Origin of the sequence: Amycolatopsis sp. NBC_00355, assembly GCF_036104975.1 — a bacterium.
Lineage (GTDB): Bacteria > Actinomycetota > Actinomycetes > Mycobacteriales > Pseudonocardiaceae > Amycolatopsis.
Genome location: NZ_CP107982.1, coordinates 1158208 through 1179352 on the forward strand (window position 1 = coordinate 1158208; position 21145 = coordinate 1179352).

1 protein-coding gene (cut by a window edge) is annotated in these 21145 nt (G+C 74.5%); it reads left to right on the forward strand.

From position 1 onward, the window contains the following. Positions 1-21145, forward strand: partial view of a type I polyketide synthase gene (locus OHS18_RS05010; RefSeq protein WP_328616107.1) — the 5' portion only. It continues 6143 nt past the right edge of the window; the window shows 21145 of its 27288 coding nt (coding positions 1-21145); the start codon lies at positions 1-3; its stop codon lies off the right edge, out of view.

Sequence of the window (21145 nt, forward strand, 5' to 3'; positions counted from 1 at the left end):
ATGGACAACGAACAGAAGCTCCGGAGCTATCTCAAGCGGGCCAGCGCCGATCTCGTGCGCACCCAGCAGAGGCTGGAGGAACTGGAGACCCGCGCGGTCGAACCGATCGCGATCGTCGGGATGAGCTGCCGCTTCCCCGGCGGGGTCACCAGCCCCGAAGACCTCTGGGAGCTGGTCAGGTCGGGGCGTGACGGCGTCACCGGGCTGCCCGCCGACCGCGGCTGGGACCTCGGCGCGCTCGCCGAGGCCGGCGGCGAGGCGGCGATGTCCGGCGGCTTCCTGCTCGACGCCGCCGAGTTCGACGCCGGCTTCTTCGGCATCTCGCCGCGCGAAGCGGCCGAAATGGATCCGCAGCAACGGATCCTGCTCGAGACGACGTGGGAGGCGATCGAGCGCGCAGGCATCGCGCCGTCGTCGCTCAAGGGCACCCGGACCGGGGTGTTCGTCGGCGCGATGGCCCAGGAGTACCTGACCGGCGCGGCCGGGCCGTCCGAGGGCTTCCTGCTGACCGGCAACACGAACAGCGTCCTGTCCGGCCGGCTGTCGTACGTGCTGGGCCTGGTCGGCCCGGCCGTCTCCGTCGACACCGCGTGTTCGTCGTCGCTCGTCGCGCTGCACCTGGCCGCGCAGTCGCTGCGGTCGGGGGAGTCGACGCTCGCCGTCGCGGGCGGCGTGACGGTGATGTCCGCCCCGACCACGTTCGTCGAGTTCAGCCGCCAGGGCGGGCTGTCCCCGGACGGCCGCTGCCGCTCGTTCGCCGATTCGGCCGCCGGCACCGGCTGGGCCGAGGGCTCGGGTGTGCTCGTGCTCGAACGCCTGTCGGAAGCCCGCCGCCACGGCCACCCCGTGCTCGCCCTGGTCCGCGGCAGCGCCGTCAACCAGGACGGCGCCACCAACGGCCTGACCGCCCCCAACGGCCCCTCCCAGCAGCGCGTCATCCGGGAGGCGCTGAAGAGCTCCCGGCTCACGCCGGGCCAGGTCGACGTCGTCGAGGCGCACGGCACCGGCACGAAGCTCGGCGACCCGGTCGAGGCCCAGGCCCTGATGGCGACCTACGGGCAGGACCGCGAACGTGCGCTGCTGCTCGGTTCGGTGAAGTCGAACTTCGGCCACACTCAGGCCGCGGCGGGCGTTGCCGGCGTGATCAAGATGGTCCTGGCCATGCGCCACGGCGTCGTCCCGCCCACGCTGCACGTCGACACGCCGTCGTCCCATGTGGACTGGCGCGCGGGCCGGGTGGACCTGGTCACCGAGGCGACCGGGTGGCCCGAGAGCGGGGAGCCCCGCCGCGCGGGCGTGTCGTCCTTCGGGCTCAGTGGCACCAACGCGCACGCGATCATCGAGCAGGCGCCGGCCGAGGACGCCGAGCCGCGTGCCGTCGTCGAGCGGCCGGTGCCGTTCCTGGTTTCCGGCAAGACCGACGAGGCACTGCGGGAGCAGGCCGGACGGCTCGCGCGGCAGCTGGCGGACGGCGCCGCGCCGCTCGCCGACGTCGCGTTCTCCCTGGCCACCGCGCGGACGTCGTTCGAGCACCGCGCCGCCGTGGTCGGTGCCGATCGCGCCGCCGTGGCCGACGCCTTGCAGGCGCTGGCCGCGGGGGAGTCCGGTGTTGTCGGTTCGCCGCGCGCCCGCGCGAAGACCGCGTTCCTGTTCACCGGTCAGGGTTCGCAGCACCTGGGGATGGGCCGCGAGCTGTACGCCGCGCACCCGGTCTTCGCCGCCGCGTTCGACGAGGTCCTCGACCGGCTCGAGCCCGGGCTCCGGGACGTCGTCTGGGGCACCGGTGCCGACGCTGCCGACACGCTCGCCGACACCGGCCAAGCGCAGCCGGCGATCTTCGCCGTCGAGGTCGCCCTCTTCCGCCTGCTCGAGTCGTGGGGCGTGCGCGCCGACCTGCTCGCCGGGCACTCGGCGGGCGAGATCGCCGCCGCCCACTGCGCGGGCGTGCTGTCCCTCGACGACGCCTGTGCGCTGGTGTCCGCGCGCGCCCGGCTGATGCGGGACCTGCCCGCCGGCGGCGCGATGGTCGCCGTCCGGGCCACCGAAGACGAAGTCCGCGCCGAGCTGGTCGACGGTGTGGGTATCGCCGCCGTCAACGGACCTCGCGCGGTTGTCTTGTCCGGTACCGAAGACGCCGTGCTGGCCGTCGCGTCCCGCTTCGAGCGTACGACGCGGCTGCGCGCGTCCCACGCGTTCCACTCGCACCTGATGGACCCGATGCTGCCCGCGTTCCGCGAGGTGGTCGCCGGCCTGACGTTCGCCGAGCCCGCTCGCACCCTGGTCGTCGCCGGCGAGGTGACCGACCCGGAGTACTGGGTGCGTCACGTCCGCGAGACCGTCCGCTTCGGCGACGTCCTCGCCCGGCTCGCCGACGCGGGCGCGAACCGGTTCGTCGAGGTCGGGCCGGAAGCCGCGCTGACGCCGCTGGTCGACGTCCCGGACGCGCTCGCCGTGCCGCTGCTGCGCAAGGACCGCGACGAGCACACCTCCGCCGCCGAGGCGCTCGCCCGGTTGCACGGCGACGGCGTCGCCATCGACTGGACCGCGTTCTTCGCCGGGACCGGCGCTGCCTGGACCGAGCTGCCCACCTACGCCTTCCAGCGCCTGCGGTTCTGGCCGCGTGACACCGGCCGCGGCCGCGGCGACCTGCGGTCCGCGGGCCTGCGCAGCGTCGACCACCCGCTGCTCGGCACCGCCGTCGAGGTCGCCGACGCTCGCGGCCTGCTGCTGACCGGCCGGCTGTCGGCCGGCACGCACGCCTGGCTCGCCGACCACCGCGTCGGCGGTGCGGTGGTCGTGCCCGGCACAGCGCTGCTGGAGCTGGCCGTCCGCGCCGGCGCCGAGACCGGCTGCCCCGACGTCGAAGAACTGACCCTGACCCGGCCACTCGTGCTGGGCGCCGACGAGCGCGTCGTCGTCCAGGTGTGGGTCGGCGCGCCGGACGACGACGGCCGCCGCGCGGTCGCCGTCCACTCGCGCCCGGACGGCGAGGTCAGCGGCAACTGGACGTCCCACGCGGTCGGCCGGCTCACCGCGGTCACCCCGGAAATCGTGATCCCGGAGGCGGTCTGGCCGCCCGCGGACGCCACCCCGGTCGAACTCGACGGGTTCTACGACGGCATCGACGACGGCCGCGAGTACGGCCCGGCGTTCCGCGGCCTGCGGGCCGCGTGGCGCCGTGGTGACGACGTCTTCGCCGAGGTCGCGCTGCCCGACGCCGTCGAAGCCGAGACGTTCGACCTGCACCCCGCGCTGTTCGACGCGGCCCTGCACGCCACGGCCTTCCTCGCCGGTGACGGCGGCCTGCCGTTCTCCTGGCGGGACGTCGCCGTGCGCGCGGTCGGCGCGACCGTGCTGCGGGCCGAGCTGCGCAAGACCGGTGACGACTCACTGTCCCTCGTCCTGTCGACGCCCGAAGGCGACCTGGTCGCGGTGGCCGGCGGCCTGTCCGTGCGGCCGATCGCCGCCGAATCCTTCGCCGCCGGCACCGGCGGTGGCCTGTACCGGGTCGACTGGACCGAGCCGGTCACCGGGATCACCGACCCGGCCGACGCCGACGTCGTCCCCCTCGACGTCCCGGCGGGGGAGACCCCGGCGGCGGCGCGTGAACTCGCCGCGCACGCGCTCGGCCTCCTGCAGGCGCGTGTTGAAGCGGCCGACGACCGGCGGCTGGCCCTGGTGATCCCGGCCGGGGTGCCCGCCGCGGCGACCGTGCGCGGGCTCGTCCTGGCCGCCCAGCAGGAACACCCCGGCCGGTTCGTCCTGATCGAAACCGACGAGCAGCCGGCGTCCGCCGACGCCGTCACGACCGCGCTGTCGACCGGCGAGCCGCGCGCCCTGATCCGCGCCGGACGCGTGCTCTTACCCCGGCTGGTGCGGGCCGTGCCCGCCGAGCCGCGTGGCTGGGACGCCGACGGCACCGTCCTGATCACCGGCGGCACCGGGGGACTGGGCCGGATCATCGCCCGCCACCTCGTGCGCGAGCACGGCGTCCGGCACCTGGTCCTCGCGAGCCGCCGCGGCGTCGCGCCCGACGACCTCCTCACCGAGCTGGCCGGTCAGGGCGCCGACGTCAGTGTCGTCGCCTGCGACGCGAGCGACCGCGCCGCGCTGGCCGCGCTGCTCACGGACATCCCCGCCGCCCACCCGCTGACCGCCGTCGTGCACGCGGCCGGCGTCCTCGACGACGGCCTGCTCGGCACCCTCGACGCCGGGAAGCTCGCCACCGTGCTGGCGCCCAAGGCCGACGCGGCCTGGAACCTGCACGAGCTGACCCGCGACCACGACCTGACCGCGTTCGTCCTGTTCTCGTCCCTGGCCGGCACGCTCGGCGCGGCCGGGCAGGCCAACTACGCCGCCGGCAACGCCTTCCTCGACACGCTCGCCCAGGTGCGCCGCGACGCCGGGCTGCCCGCGGTGTCCCTCGCCTGGGGCCCGTGGGCCGGTGAAGCCGGCATGGCCGGCGACGGCACCCTGCGCCGCTTCGCCCGGATGGGCATCCCCGCGCTCACCGAGGCCGAAGGCGTCGCGCTCTTCGACGCGGCGCTGGCCGCCGACGAGCCCGTCGTCGTCCCGGTCCGCTTCGACCTGCCGGTGCTGAGCGCCCGGCCGGAACCGCCCGCCGTGCTGCGGTCGCTCGTCGGCGGCAGCCGCCGGGCCGTGCGGACCGCCGGTGGGGCAGGACGGCTGGCCCACCAGCTGTCCACATTGGACGACGCGGCCCGCGCGGCGCGCGTCGCCGACCTGGTCCGCCGCGAGGTCGCCGGCGTGCTCGGGCACGCTGGGGCCGCGGCCGTCGACCCGGAACGGTCCTTCTCCGAACTCGGCTTCGACTCCCTCACCGCCGTCGAGCTGCGCAACCGCCTCGACGCCGCGACCGGGCTGCGCCTGCCCGCCACCACGGCGTTCGACCACCCGACACCCGCCGCGCTGGCCGCGCACATCCTGGCCGAGCTGCTCGGCGACGACGGTCGCGCGGCGGTCCTCACCCGGAGCGCCGCGGCCGACGACGACCCGATCGCGATCGTCGGGATGAGCTGCCGCTTCCCCGGCGGCATCGCCTCGCCGGAAGACCTGTGGGCGGCCGTGGCCGAGGGCCGCGACACGACGTCGACGTTCCCGGTGAACCGCGGCTGGGACCTGGGCGCCCTGTACGACCCGGACCCCGACCACAAGGGCACCTCCTACACCCGCGAAGGCGGCTTCCTGCACAACGCCGGCGAGTTCGACCCGGCGTTCTTCGGGATGAGCCCGCGCGAAGCCGAAGCCACCGACCCCCAGCAGCGGCTGCTGCTGGAAGTCTCGTGGGAGGCGATCGAGCGCGCCGGGATCGACCCGCGACGCCTGCGCGGCAGCTCCACCGGCGTCTTCGCCGGCGTGATGTACAACGACTACGGCCTCGTCATGGCCGGCGGCGACTTCGAAGGCTTCCAGGGCAGCGGCACGGCGTCGAGCGTCGTCTCCGGCCGGGTCGCCTACTCGCTCGGCCTCGAAGGCCCGGCCGTCACCATCGACACGGCCTGCTCGTCGTCGCTCGTGGCGATGCACTGGGCGATGCAGGCCCTGCGCTCCGGCGACTGCACCCTCGCTCTGGCCGGCGGCGTCACGGTGATGTCCACCCCGAACTCGTTCGTCGAGTTCTCCCGCCAGCGCGGCCTGTCGCCCGACGGCCGCTGCAAGTCCTATTCGGACGAAGCCGACGGTGTCGGCTGGTCCGAAGGCGCGGGTGTGCTCGTGCTCGAACGGCTCTCGGACGCCCGCCGGCACGGCCACCGCGTGCTGGGCCTGGTCCGCGGCTCGGCCGTCAACCAGGACGGCGCGTCCAACGGCCTCACCGCGCCGAACGGCCCGTCGCAGCAGCGGGTGATCCGTCAGGCGCTGGCCGGCGCCGGACTGTCCACTTCGGACGTCGACGTCGTCGAAGGACACGGCACCGGCACGACCCTCGGTGACCCGATCGAAGCCCAGGCGCTGCTCGCGACCTACGGCCAGGACCGGGAAACCCCGCTGCTGCTGGGCTCGGTCAAGTCCAACATCGGCCACACGCAGGCCGCGGCCGGTGTCGCCGGGGTGATCAAGCTGATCATGGCGATGCGGCACGGCACCGTGCCCCGGTCGCTGCACGCGGCTGCGCCGTCGTCCCATGTGGACTGGAGTGCGGGCGCGGTCTCGCTGCTCGCCGAAGCGTCGCCGTGGCCGGAGACCGGGCGCGCCCGGCGTGGCGCGGTGTCGTCGTTCGGCATCAGCGGGACCAACGCGCACGTCGTCCTCGAAGCGGCCCCTCGTACCGAGACCTCGGTCAGCGCGGAACCGGTGGACGCGGTCGCCGCGCTGCTGCTGCTGTCCGCGCGGACCGCCGGCGGCTTGCGCGAGCAGGCCGCGAACGTGGCGTCGATCGACGCGGGCCGGTTGGACCTCGCGTGGTCCCTGGCCACCACGCGTACGGCGTTCGAGCACCGGGCCGTGGTGCTCGGTGACGACGTGTCTTCGTCTTTGGCCGCGCTCGCCGCGGGAAACCCGGCGCCCGGCCTGATCACCGGTACGATCGCGGCCGGCGGCCTCGCGTTCGTCTTCCCCGGTCAGGGCGCCCAGCGCCTGGGCATGGGGCGTGAGCTGGCTTCGCGGTTCCCGGTGTTCGCCGACGTCTTCACCGACGTCCTCGACCGGTGCGAACCGGGCCTGCGGGACGTGGTGTGGGGTGACGACCCGGCCGCGCTGGAGCAGACCGGGACCGCGCAGCCCGCGCTGTTCGCCTTCGGCGTGGCCGCGTTCCGGCTGCTGGAGTCGTGGGGCGTCCGGCCGGACCTGGTGGCCGGGCACTCGATCGGCGAGATCGCGGCCGCGCACGTCTCGGGCGTGCTGTCCCTGGACGACGCGTGCGCGCTGGTGTCCGCACGGGCGCGGCTGATGCAGGCCCTGCCCGCCGGCGGCGCGATGGTGTCGGTGCAGGCGCCCGAAGAGGACGTTCGCGCAGGCCTGACCGACGGCGTCGACATCGCGGCGGTCAACGGCCCGGACTCGGTGGTGCTGTCGGGCGTCGAGGACGCCGTGCTCGCGGTCGCCGCGCGCTTCGAGCGGACGAAGCGCCTGGACGTGTCGCACGCGTTCCACTCGCACCTGATGGACCCGATGCTGGCGGAGTTCGGCGAGGTCGTGCGGGGGCTGGACTTCGCCGAGCCGTCGCTGACCTTCGTGGCCCAGGGCGACGTCCGGTCGCCGGGCTACTGGGTCGAGCACGTGCGCGCGACGGTCCGGTTCGCCGAGACGATCTCGCGCTCGGATGCCTCCACGTTCCTGGAACTCGGACCGTCGGCGGTGCTGTCGGCGATGATCGACCAGCCGGGCGCGATCCCGTTGCTGCGCAAGGACCGTCCGGAGGTGGAGTCCGCCGTCACCGCCCTGGCGGTGCTGCACACGCGCGGCTGCGCGGTGGACTGGCCGGCCTACCTCGGCCGCGCGGGCGCGCCGGTCGAGCTGCCGACGTACCCGTTCCAGCGTGAGCACTACTGGGCTGCCGCGGTCCCGGCGCGGTCCGTGGCCGCCACGGCGGACGGCCCGCTGTGGGAGGCGATCGGCCGCGGCGACCCAGCGGAACTGGCGGGCCTGCTCGACCTGGGCGACGACCAGCAGGAGTCCCTGACGACGCTGCTGCCGGCCCTCTCGGGCTGGCGTGACCGCCGAGCGGCGGAGGAGAAGGCGAAGTCCTGGCGTTACCGCACCGAGTGGCACCCGTTCCGCACGGCGGAGAACCCGGCCCTGCCGGGAACCTGGCTGCTGGTGACGTCGACCGCCGACGAAGGCACCGAGATCGCGTCGGCCCTGACCACCCACGGCGCGACGATCAAGCGCGTGGTTCTGTCGGCTCTGGACGCTCCGAAGTCCGTGAATGGCACATTCACGGACTCTAAGTCCCTCGATGTGCCATTCACGGACTCTGAGTCCCTCAATGTGCCATTCACGGACTTGGACGAGCGTGCGCGACTGGCCGCGGCGCTTGCCGTGGCTGGGCCGGCTGAGGGCGTCCTCCACCTGCCCGCCGCCGGGGATGCCGGGTTGCGGGATCTGCTCACCCTCGTCCAAGCCCTTGGCGACGCCGACCTTGGTCTGCGTCTCTGGACTCTGACCTCCGGCGCCGTCGTCACCGCCGGGGAAGGGGCGCCCGATCCCGTCGCCGCGCGGCTGTGGGGGCTGGGGCGGACCGCCGCGCTCGAACAGCCCGCGCTGTGGGGTGGGCTGATCGACCTGCCCGCCACCCTCGACCCCGCCGCCGGGCGACGGCTCGCCGCCGTGCTCGCCGCGTCCGGTGGGGAGGACCAGGTCGCGATCCGGGCCCAGGGGGCCTTCGGCCGGCGGATCGGGCGGTACCTGCCCGCCGAACCCACCGGGCACTTCCGCGCTTCCGGGACCGTGCTGGTCACGGGCGGCACCGGTGCGCTCGGCGCGTCCGTCGCGCGGTGGCTCGCCGCCGCCGGGGCCGAGCACCTCGTGCTGGTCAGCCGTCGCGGCCCAGAAGCACCCGGGGCGACCGAACTCGAAGCCGAACTCACCGAGGCCGGTGCCCGGGTGACGATCGCCGCCTGCGACATCGCCGACCGCGCCGCCGTCGAAAACCTTCTCGACGGCCTGGACCTCACGGGGGTCGTGCATACCGCGGGCATCGCGCAGGCGATGGATCCGATCCACGGCGCCGACTTCGCCGAGTACACCCGCGTCATGGCCGCCAAGACCGAGGGCGCGGCGCACCTCGACGTCCTCCTCTCCGGGCACGACCTCGACTTCTTCCTGCTCTTCGGCTCCGTCGCCGGCGTCTGGGGCAGTGGCGGCCAGGCCGCCTACGCCGCCGGGAACGCCTACCTCGACGCGCTCGCCGAGGCCCGCCGGGCCCGCGGCCGCAAGGCGACGTCGATCGCCTGGGGCGCCTGGGCCGAGGAAGGCATGGCCACCGACGAGCACGTCGCCGGCCAGCTGAGCCGCCGCGGCCTCGGGTTCCTGCCGACCGCGCCGGCGCTCGCCGAGCTGGAACGCGCCCTGCTGCGCGACGACACGGCCGTCGTCGTCGCCGACATCACCTGGGACACCTTCCTGCCGGTGTTCACCGCCACCCGCGCCAGCCGGCTGTTCGACGAACTCGTCGAGAGCAAGCCCGAGCCGGTCGCGGCCACCGCCGTGACCGCCTTCGCGGCCCGCTTCGCCGGGATGTCCGAGACCGAACGCGACCGCGCGCTGCTGGACCTGGTGCGCGTCGACGCCGCCGCCGTGCTGGGGCACGTGACGGCCGACGCGATCGACGAGGACCGCGCGTTCCGCGACCTCGGCTTCGACTCGCTGACCGCCGTCGAGTTCCGCCGCCGGCTGGCCGACGCCACCGGTCTGTCGCTGCCCGCGACGCTGGTGTTCGACTACCCGACCCCGCTGGCGCTCGTCGCGTTCCTGCGTGAGGAGATCGACGGTCCGGCCGCCGGCGACGTCGTCGTCACACCGGGTGCCGTCGACGAGCCGATCGCCATCGTCGGCATGGGCTGCCGCTTCCCCGGCGGCGTCGGCTCCCCGGAGGACCTCTGGAACGTCGTCGTGGGCGGCGTGGACGCGATCTCGTCGTTCCCCGCCGACCGCGGCTGGGACACCGCGGGCCTGTTCGACCCGGACCCCGACCGGGGCGGCAAGACCTACTCGACGCTCGGGGGGTTCCTGGAGGACGCCGCCGAGTTCGACGCCGGGTTCTTCGGGATCTCGCCGCGCGAAGCCATGTCCATGGACCCGCAGCAGCGGTTCCTCCTCGAAGTCTCGTGGGAGGCCCTGGAACGCGCCGGCGTCGACCCCGCTTCGGTGCGGGGGAGCCGGACCGGCGTCTTCATCGGCTCCAGCTTCCAGGACTACGGCACCTCGACCGGCGAAGGCTCCGAAGGCCACCTCGTCACCGGCACCATCCCGAGTGTCCTTTCCGGGCGGTTGTCGTACCTGTTCGGCTTCGAGGGCCCATCGGTCACCGTCGACACGGCGTGTTCGTCCTCGATCGTGGCGCTGCACCTGGCCTGCCAGTCCCTGCGCGCCGGGGAAAGCTCCCTGGCGCTGGCCGGCGGCGCCACGATCATGGCGTCGCCCGACCCGTTCGTCGCGTTCAGCCGCCAGCGCGCGCTGGCCGCCGACGGCCGCTGCAAGGCGTTCTCCGAAGCCGGCGACGGCATGAGCCTCGCCGAAGGCGTCGGCATCCTCGTGCTGGAACGACTGTCCGACGCCCGCCGCCACGGCCACCAGGTCCTCGCCGTCGTGCGCGGCACCGCGGTCAACTCCGACGGCGCGTCCAACGGCCTCACCGCCCCCAACGGGCCCTCGCAGCAGCGGGTCATCCGCCAGGCCCTGGCCAACGCCGGGCTCGACGCGGCCGAGGTCGACGCGCTCGACGCGCACGGCACCGGCACCGCGCTCGGTGACCCGATCGAGGTCCAGGCGCTGCAGGCGACCTACGGCCGCGACCGCGAGCGGCCGCTGCTGATCGGCTCGGTGAAGTCCAACATCGGGCACACCCAGTCCGCCGCCGGCGTGGCCAGCTTGATCAAGATGGTCCACGCCATGCGCCACGGCGTGCTGCCGCGCACCCTGCACGTCGATCAGCCGTCCACGAAGATCGACTGGTCGGCCGGCGCGGTCCAGCTGCTGCACGAGCAGGCCGAGTGGCCGGAGACCGGACGTCCGCGCCGGGCCGGCGTCTCGTCGTTCGGCATCAGCGGCACCAACGCCCACGCGATCATCGAAGCCCCCTCGCCGGAAGACGTCCCGGCCGAGCCCGAAGCCGTGTCCGGACCGGTCGTCTGGCCGCTGTCCGCGCGCACCGCGCCCGCCCTGCAGGCTCAGGCGCTGCGGCTGCTGCGCCACCTCGACGAGCACCCCGCGACGCGGCCGGTGGACGTCGGCTGGTCCCTCGCCGGGACGCGGTCGTTGTTCGAACAGCGCGCTGTCGTCGTCGGCGAAGACCCGCTGGACCTGCGCCGCGGTCTCGCGGCCTTGGCCGGGAACGCCGCGGACGCCGCGCTCGTGCGCGGCGTCGCCAAGCGCACCGCGGCACCGGTGTTCGTCTTCCCCGGCCAGGATTCTCAGTGGCCGGGCATGGCCCGCGAACTGCTCGCGTCGTCGCCGGTGTTCGCCGGCCGGATGGCCGAATGCGCTGCCGCGCTGGCGGAGTTCACCGACTGGTCGCTGCCGGAAGTACTGCGCGACGAAGAGGCGCTGGCCCGGGTGGACGTGATCCAGCCGGTGCTGTGGGCCGTGATGGTCTCGCTGGCGAGCCTGTGGAGCGAACACAGTGTCGAGCCGGTCGCCGTGATCGGGCACTCGCAGGGCGAAATCGCCGCGGCGTGTGTCGCCGGGGCTCTGACGCTGCAGGACGGCGCCCGGATCGTGGCGCTGCGGTCGCGGCTGATCGCCGAGCGGCTTTCCGGCCGAGGGGCGATGCTGTCGGTCGTCGCCGCGGCGGACGACGTCCGCGAGCTGATCGCCGAACTGGCCGACCGGATCGCCGTCGCGGCCGTGAACGGGCCGCGTTCGGTCACCGTGTCCGGCGACCCGGACGCCCTGGCCACGCTGGAACGGCGGCTCGCGAAGGCGGGCATGATGCGCTGGCGGCTCGACGGCGTCGACTTCGCCGCGCACTCGCCGCAGGTGGACGAGATCGCCGGCGAGCTCGCCGAGCTGCTCGCACCGGTGACCCCGCGCGAGACCGGCGTCCGGTTCTACTCGACGGTGACCGGCGGGCTCGTCGAGCCGACCGAGCTGACCGGCGGCTACTGGTGCCGCAACCTGCGGGGGACCGTCGAGTTCGGCGCGGCGCTGTCCGCGGCGGTCGCCGACGGGCACCCGGTGTTCGTCGAGTCGAGCCCGCACCCGGTGTTCACCATGGCGATCGGCGAACTGGCCGAGGCGGCCGGCGTCCCGGTCGCCGCGCTGGGCACCCTGCGCCGCGACGACGGCGGGGCCGACCGGTTCCTCAAGTCCCTGGCCGAAGCGCACACCCGCGGGGTGGCGGTCGACTGGGCGGACACCCTGACCGGCGGTCGCCGCGCCGACCTGCCCACCTACGCCTTCCAGCACGAGCACTACTGGGCCATCGAAGAAGCGGCGCCGGCGATGGCGGGCGCCCCGGCCGACGACGAGCTGTGGCAGGCGGTCGGCCGCGCCGACACCGCCGAGCTGACCCGGCTGCTGGACCTCGACGAGCACCAGCGAGGTGCCCTCGAAGACGTGCTGCCGTCACTGTCGGCCTGGCACGCCCGCCGGGACGAAGAGTCCACTGTGGACGCCTGGCGGTACCGCGTCGCCTGGCGCCCGGCCCGCCCGGCCGGCGGAACCCTGTCCGGAACTTGGCTGGTCATCGGCGACGACGCGGATGGCGAGGTCGCCGACGCTCTGCGCGGCCACGGCGCCGAGGTGCGCCTGGTAACGCTCACCGAGGACTCCGACCACCCGACGACGGCCGAGACACTCGGCGATGCCGACCGCGCCGCGTTGGCCGCGGGTGTCGGCACGGCCGACGGCGACTCGGACCGCGCCGACCAGAGCGCGCTCGGCGCGAGCGATCGCGCCGCGCTGGCTGCCGCGCTCGGCGACACCGAAGGCGTGACCGGCATCGTCTCGCTGCTCGCCGCCGACCACGCGCCGACGGGGCACCCCGGCCTCGACCGCGGGCTGCTGCGGACCCTCTCGCTCGTCCAGGCCGTCGCCGAGACGGACCCGGCGATCCCCATCTGGGCGCTGACCCGCGGCGCCGTCTCCACCGGGCCCGCCGACCCCGTCCGCGATCCGGCTCAGGCGCAGGTCCACGGCCTCGGCTGGTCCGCCGCCCTCGAACACCCCGGGCACTGGGCCGGGCTGATCGACCTGCCCGAAACCCTCGACGCCGCGGCCGCCCGGCGGCTTGCGACCGTCCTGAGCGAGTCCGGCGACGAGGACCAGCTCGCCGTCCGGGCCTCCGGCGTGTTCGCGCGCCGGATCGTGCCCGCTCCCGTCGCCGGGCGCCGTCCGGAACGGACCTGGCGCGCCCACGGCACCGCCATCGTCACCGGCGGTACCGGCACCCTCGGCCCGCACCTCGCCCGCTGGCTCGCCGGTGAGGGTGTCGAGCACGTCGTGCTGACCGGCCGCCGTGGCCCCGACGCGCCCGGTGCCGACGCGCTGGTGGCGGACCTCGGTTCGGCCGAGGTCGTCGCCCTCGACGTCACCGACCGCGACGCCGTCGCCGCGCTCGTCACCCGGCTCAAGGGTGAAGGCCGCCGCATCACCACCGTGGTGCACACCGCCGCGCACATCGCGCTCGCGCCGCTGACCGGCACCGACCCCACCGCCTTCGCCGAGGTCCTCGACGCCAAGGTCACCGGCGCGGCCAACCTCGACGCCGTCCTCGACGAGCTGCTCGACGAGGGTGAACTCGAGCACTTCGTGATGTACTCCTCGACCGCCGGCGTCTGGGGCAGCGGTGACCACGGCGCGTACTCCGCGGCCAACGCCTACCTCGGCGCCCTCGCCGAGCAGCGGCGCGCCCGCGGTGTCCCGGCGACGACGATCGCCTGGGGCATCTGGGCCGACGACCGCGAGCTGGGCCGGGTCGACCCGGGCCGGATCCTGCGCAGTGGCCTGCAGTTCATGGAACCGCGCCTCGCGCTGGCCGGGCTGAAGCGCGCCCTCGAGGACGACGAGACGTCGCTGATGATCGCCGACCTCGACTGGGAGCGGTACTACCCGGTCTTCACGTCGGTGCGGCCCAGCCCGCTGTTCTCCGAGCTGCCCGCGGTCCGCAAGCTCGCCGAGGCCGCGCCGGAGACGGCCGACGTCGCTGCGTTCGCCGGCCGGGTCCGGGCGCTGCCCGCCGCGGCGGGACGACGGCTCGTCGTCGACCTCGTGCGTGCCGAAGCCGCGACCGTTCTCGGCCACGCCGGTGGGGACGCCGTCGAGGCCGACCGCGCCTTCCGTGACCTCGGCTTCGACTCGCTCACCGCCGTCGACCTGCGCAACCGCCTCGAGGTCGTGACCGGCCTGAGTCTGCCCAGCACCGTCGTGTTCGACTACCCGAACGCCGACGCGCTCGCCGGGTTCATCCTGTCCACTCTGGACGGATCGGACACCGCCGAGACCGTCGTCACGCGGGCGATGACCGATGAGCCGATCGCCATCGTGGGCATGAGCTGCCGGTTCCCCGGCGGTGTCGCGTCGCCGGAAGCGTTGTGGGACCTCGTGCTCGGCGGCGGGGACGCGATCTCGTCGTTCCCGGCTGATCGCGGCTGGGACGCGGCCGGGCTGTTCGACCCCGACCCCGACCGCAGCGGCAAGACCTACTCGACGCTCGGCGGCTTCCTCGAAGGCGCCGCGGACTTCGACGCCGGTTTCTTCGGGATCTCGCCGCGCGAGGCGCTGTCGATGGACCCGCAGCAGCGGCTCCTGCTGGAAGTCTCGTGGGAGGCCCTCGAACGCGCCGGGGTCGACCCGGCGACCGTGCGCGGCAGCCGCACCGGCGTCTTCATCGGCTCCAGCTACCAGGACTACGGCTCGACCGTGCTCAACGCGGCCGAGGGCTCCGAAGGCCACATGATCACCGGCTCGGTGTCGAGTGTCCTTTCCGGACGGGTCGCCTACCTGTTCGGTCTGGAAGGCCCGGCCGTCACGCTCGACACGGCCTGCTCGTCGTCGCTGGTCGCGCTGCACCTGGCCTGCCAGTCCCTGCGCAACGGCGAGAGCACGATGGCGCTGGCCGGTGGCGTCACCGTGATGGCGACGCCCGCGCCGTGGATCGGCTTCAGCCGCCAGCGCGCGATGGCCCCCGACGGCCGCTGCAAGGCCTACTCCGACGAAGCCGACGGCATGAGCCTCGCCGAGGGCATCGGCCTGGTCCTCGTCGAACGCCTGTCCGACGCCCAGCGCAACGGCCACGAGATCCTGGCCGTCGTCCGCGGCTCGGCGATGAACTCCGACGGCGCGTCCAACGGCATGACCGCGCCGAACGGGCCGTCCCAGCAGCGCGTGATCAAGCAGGCGCTGGCCAACTCGGGTCTGTCCACTTCGGACGTCGACGTCGTCGAGGGCCACGGCACCGGCACCGCGCTCGGCGACCCGATCGAGGTACAGGCGCTGCAGGCCACCTACGGCCGTGAGCGCGAACGCCCGCTCCTGCTCGGCTCGGTGAAGTCCAACATCGGCCACACCCAGATGGCGTCCGGCATCGCCGGCGTCCTCAAGATGGTCATGGCGATGCGCCACGGCGTCCTGCCGAAGACGCTGCACGCCGGCACGCCGTCGTCGCACATCGACTGGTCGAGCGGGACCATCGCGCTGCTCGACGAGCAGACCGACTGGCCCGAGACCGGTGCCCCGCGACGGGCCGCCGTCTCGTCGTTCGGCCTGAGCGGCACCAATGTCCACACCGTGCTGGAACAGGCCCCCGCCGCCGAGATCGAGGAAGCCGAAGCCGAGCCCAAGACCGTCGGGACCGTCCCGCTGGTCGTGTCGGCCCGGACCCCGGAAGCCCTGCGCGCCCAGGCGGCCCGCCTGCGCACCTGGCTGGCCGACCAGCTCGAGCCCGCGCTCGCCGACCTCGGCTTCTCGCTCGCGACGGCCCGGGCCGACCTGAGCCACCGCGCGGTCGTCCTGGCCGCCACGCACGACGATGTCCTCGACGGGCTCGCCGCCGTCGCCGCCGACGAGCCCGCGGCGTCCGTGCTGCGCGGCACCACGGGCGGTCCCGGCGCCGCGTTCCTGTTCACCGGCCAGGGCAGCCAGCGCCCGAGTGCCGGGCGTGAGCTGGCCGAGCGGTTCCCCGTCTTCGCCGAAGCCCTCGACGAGGTCGTCTCGCACCTGGACGCCGGCCTCGAACACCCGCTGCACGGCCTGCTGTTCGCCGAGCCGGGCACGCCGGAAGCCGCGCTGCTCGACGAAACCCGCTACGCCCAGCCCGCATTGTTCGCGATCGAGGTCGCGCTCTTCCGGCTCCTGGAGTCGTGGGGCGTGCGGCCCGACCACGTCGCGGGCCATTCGGTCGGCGAGGTCGCCGCGGCGCACGTCGCCGGGGTGTTCTCCCTGGCCGACGCCGCCACGCTGGTGCTTGCCCGCGGCCGCCTCATGCAGGCGCTGCCGTCCGGCGGCGCCATGGTCGCGATCCGCGAGGCCGAGGCCGACGTGCGGGCGCTGCTGCCCGAGGGTGTCGACATCGCCGCGGTCAACGGGCCGCGGGCGACCGTCGTCGCCGGTCCCGAGGACGCCGTGCTCGCGTTCGCCGAACAGTTCCCGAAGACCCGTCGCCTGACCGTCTCCCACGCCTTCCACTCGGCGGCGATGGACCCGATGCTGGACGAGTTCCGCGCGGCCGTCGCCGGGCTCACCTACTCGGCCCCCGATCTGTCCTTCGTTTCCGGGGTGACCGGTGGGTTCGGTGACGCCGAGCTGGTGTCCACTCCGGACTACTGGGTCCGCCACGCCCGCGAGGGCGTCCGGTTCGGCGATGCGATCACGGCGTTGCACGACGCCGGCGTCACCGCCTACGTCGAACTCGGGCCCGACGGCGTGCTGTCGGCGATGGTCGGCGAGATCGTCACCGACGCGGCCGTCGCCGTGCGGCCCGTGCTGCGGCGCGACCGGCCGGAGGGCGAGACCGTCGCGGCGCTGCTCGGCGAGCTGCACGCGCACGGCGTCCGCCCCGACTGGGCCGCCTTCTACGCCGGCACCGGCGCCCGCCGGATCGACCTGCCCACCTACGCGTTCCAGCGCGCCCGCTACTGGCCGGAGCCCGCTCCGGCGGAGTCCACGGCCGAAGCCGACACCGGCTTCTGGACGGCTCTCGAAGCCGCCGACGTCACCTCGCTGTCCACCACGCTCGACGTCGACCGCGACGCGCTCGGCACCGTGCTGCCCGCGCTCACCGCGTGGCGGCGCCAGGTCCGGACGGAGTCCGAGGCCGACACGTGGCGCTACCGCGTCGTCTGGACGCCGGTCCGCACCGAGGCCGCGACCCCGCGCCGCGTGCTGGTCGTCGTGCCCGCCGGACCCGGCCCGTGGGCCGAGTCGGTCCTGTCCGCTGTGGACGGTGTCCGGTTCGAGGTCGGCAGCGAAGACCGCGAGACCCTGGCCGCTCGTCTGTCCGAAGTGGACACAGATGTCGTCCTTTCTCTGCTGGGCGAGACCGACAGTGCCCTCACCGTGGCGCAGGCGCTCGGTGACGGCGGGATCGCCGCGCCGCTGTGGTGGGCGACCCGGGGCGCCGTCAGCGTCGGTGCCGCCGACCCCGCGGCGGACCCGCGTGGTGCGGCCTTGTGGGGCCTCGGCCGGGTGCTGGGGCTGGAGCAGCCGCAGCGCTGGGGCGGGCTCGTCGACCTGCCCGAAACCCTGGACACCCGCGCGGTCAACCGCCTCTTCGCTGTCCTGTCCGGGATCGGCGACGAGGACCAGGTCGCCGTCCGGCCGTCCGGGGTCTTCGCCCGCCGCCTCGCCCCGGCCCCGGTGACCGACGCCGGGGTCACGGCCTACACCCCGCGCGGCACTGTCCTGATCACCGGCGGCACCGGCGGGCTCGGCGCGGAAGTCGCGCGCCGGTTCGCCACGGCCGGTGCGGACCACCTGGTGCTCGTCAGCCGCAGCGGAACGGACGCGCCCGGCGCGGCCGACCTCGAAGCCGAACTCACCGAGGGCGGCACGCGCGTGACGATCGCGGCTTGCGACGTCGCCGACCGCGACGCCCTGGCCGCACTCATCGCGTCGCTCCCGACGGTGAACGCCGTCGTGCACACCGCCGGTGTCGTCGACGACAGCACCACGGATTCCCTGACCCCGGACCAGTTCGCGACCGTCTTCGGCCCGAAGTGCACCGGCGCCGAGAACCTCGACGAACTGACCGGAGACCTCGACGCCTTCGTGCTGTTCTCCTCGACCGCGGGCACGTTCGGCGCGGCCGGGCAGGGCAACTACGCCGCCGCCAACGCCTACCTCGACGCGCTCGCTGCCCGACGGCGGGCCGCGGGTCAGGCCGCGACGTCGATCGCCTGGGGTCCCTGGGCGGGCGCCGGCATGCTCGGTGGGGACGCCGGCGTGCAGGACCGCGTCGGCCGCGGCGGGCTCGCCCTGCTGCCGCCGGACCGCGCCATCGCGGCCATGCGCCGCGCGATCGGCGCCGGGGATGCCGAAGTCGTCGTCGCCGACATCGACTTCACCCGCTTCATCCCGGCGTTCAGCATCGGCCGGCCGTTCCCGCTGCTGGCCGACCTGCCCGCGGCGAAGGCCGTGCTCAGCCAGGCCCGCGAGGCGGGGGAGCGCGGCGACCTGCGCACCACCCTGGCCGGACTGCCCGGCGCGGACCGCGAGAAGCACCTGCTGAGCCTGCTGCGCACGCAGGTCGCGATGGTCCTCGGGCACTCCGACGCCGGGGCCGTCGCGCCGGACGCCGCGTTCGCCGACCTCGGCTTCGACTCGCTCACCGCCGTCGAACTCCGCAACGGCATCGGCGCGGCGACCGCGCTCGCGCTGCCGTCGTCGCTGGTCTTCGACCACCCGACCCCGCGCGCGCTGACCGCGTTCCTGCTCGGCGAACTGGTCGGCACCACCGAACTCACCACGACCACGGCGGCCACCCGGGCCGACACGACCGACCCGGTCGTCATCGTCGGCATCGGCTGCCGCTTCCCCGGCGGCGTCACCTCGCCGCGCACCTTCTGGGACCTCCTGGCCGGCGGCGGCGACGCGATCGGGCCGTTCCCGACCGACCGCGGCTGGGACCTCTCGACGATCGGCGCCGGCCAGGCCGGGTTCCTGCCCGACGCCGGGCACTTCGACGCCGGGTTCTTCGGCATCTCGCCGCGCGAGGCCCTCGCGATGGACCCGCAGCAGCGGCTGCTGCTGGAGACGTCGTGGGAGTCCCTGGAGCACGCCGGGATCGACCCGGCGACGCTGCGCGGCTCCGACACCGGCGTGTTCGTCGGCACCAACGGCCAGGACTACACCGGCCTGCTGCTCACCTCGGGCGCGGACGTCGCCGGGCACATGGCCACCGGCACGACGGCGAGCGTGCTGTCCGGCCGGCTGTCCTACACCCTCGGCCTGGAAGGCCCGGCCGTCACGGTCGACACGGCCTGCTCGTCGTCGCTGGTCGCGCTGCACTGGGCCGCCCAGTCGCTCGCCTCGGGCGAGTGCTCGCTGGCCCTGGTCGGCGGCGTCACGGTGATGACCAGCCCGTTCTCCTTCGTCGAGTTCGACGCCCAGGGCGGCCTCGCAGGCGACGGCCGCTGCAAGGCCTTCTCCGACGACGCCGACGGCACGACCTGGTCCGAGGGCGCGGGTGTGCTGGTCGTCGAGCGGCTGTCCGACGCGCGCCGCCTCGGCCACGACGTCCTCGCCGTGGTGCGGGGTTCGGCGATGAACCAGGACGGCGCGTCCAACGGGCTCACCGCCCCGAACGGCCCGTCGCAGCAACGCGTGATCCGCCAGGCCCTGGCCAACGCCGGTCTGTCCACTTCGGACGTCGACGTCGTCGAAGCGCACGGCACCGGCACCACCCTCGGCGACCCGATCGAGGCGCAGGCGCTGCTGGCGACCTACGGCCGCGAGCGCGAAGAGCCCCTTCTGCTCGGCTCGGTGAAGTCGAACCTGGGCCACACCCAGGCCGCCGCCGGTGCCGCCGGGGTCATCAAGATGGTGCTGGCCCTCGGTCGCGGCACCGTGCCGAAGACGCTGCACGTCGGCGAGCCGTCGTCCCATGTGGACTGGTCCGCGGGCGCGGTCCGGCTCGTCACCGAGGCGACGGAGTGGCCGGAGACCGGCCGCCCGCGTCGCGCCGCCGTGTCGTCGTTCGGTGTCAGCGGCACTAACGCCCACGTGATCCTGGAGGCGCCGCCCGCTCGCGCGGACGTTACTGGCACTCGCCCGGCGGTCGTCCCGTGGCCGGTGTCGGCCCGCTCGGCGGCCGCGCTCGACGCGCAGCTCGCCCTGCTGGCCGACGTCGAGACCGACGCGCTCGACGCCGGGTTCACCCTGGCCACCGGACGCGCCGCGCTCGACCACCGCGCCGTCTTGGCCGACGGCCGGGTCGTGGCACGCGGTGTCGCCCGCGAACGCGTCAGCGCGTTCCTGTTCTCCGGCCAGGGCGCCCAGCGCCTCGGGATGGGCCGCGGGCTGTACGACCGGTTCCCGGTGTTCGCTGAGGCGTGGGACGAGGTCTGTGCCCACTTCGACGCCGGGCTGCCCGGCTCGCTGCGCGACGTCGCCTGGGGCGACGACGCGGCCGAGCTGGACCACACCGGCTGGGCCCAGCCCGCGTTGTTCGCGGTCGAGGTCGCCTTGTTCCGGCTCCTGGAGTGGTGGGGGATCCGGCCCGACTTCGTCGCCGGGCACTCGATCGGCGAGATCGCCGCCGCGCACGTCGCCGGTGTGCTGTCCCTCGAAGACGCCTGCAAGCTCGTCGCGGCGCGTGGCCGGCTGATGCAGGCGCTGCCGACGGGAGGCGCGATGGTCGCCGTCCGCGCGGCCGAGGCGGACGTCCGGCTCACCGACGGCGTCGACCTCGCCGCCGTCAACGGGCCCGAGTCGGTCGTGCTGTCCGGTGCCGAGGACGCTGTGCTCGCCGTGGCGGCGAACTTCGAGAGCAGCAAACGGCTTGCGGTCTCGCACGCGTTCCACTCGCACCTGATGGAGCCGATGCTCGACGAGTTCCGCACGGTGGTCGCGGGCCTGCGGTTCGCGGCGCCGTCGATCCCGGTCGTGACGTCGGGTGACGTCACGTCGCCGGAGTACTGGGTGCGGCACGTGCGTGACACCGTCCGGTTCGGCGACACCCTGGACCGGCTCGCGGAGTCCGACGTCTCGCTGTACGTCGAGATCGGGCCGGACGCCGTCCTGACGCCGCTCGTCGCCGAGGCGGCCGACCGCGTCGTCGTGCCGGTGCTCCGCCGCGGAAAGTCCGAAGAGGACAGTGCCGCGACGGCACTCGGCACGCTGTTCACCGCCGGAATCGACCCGGACTGGGCGGCCTGGTTCGCCGGCACCGCCGGGCGGCGCGCCGAGCTGCCCACCTACGCCTTCCAACGCCGTCGTTACTGGCCCGACGCACCCGCCACGGTCGTGACCGGGACCGCCGTCGACGCCGAGTTCTGGGCGTCGGTCGACCGCGCCGACGGCGCCGAGCTGG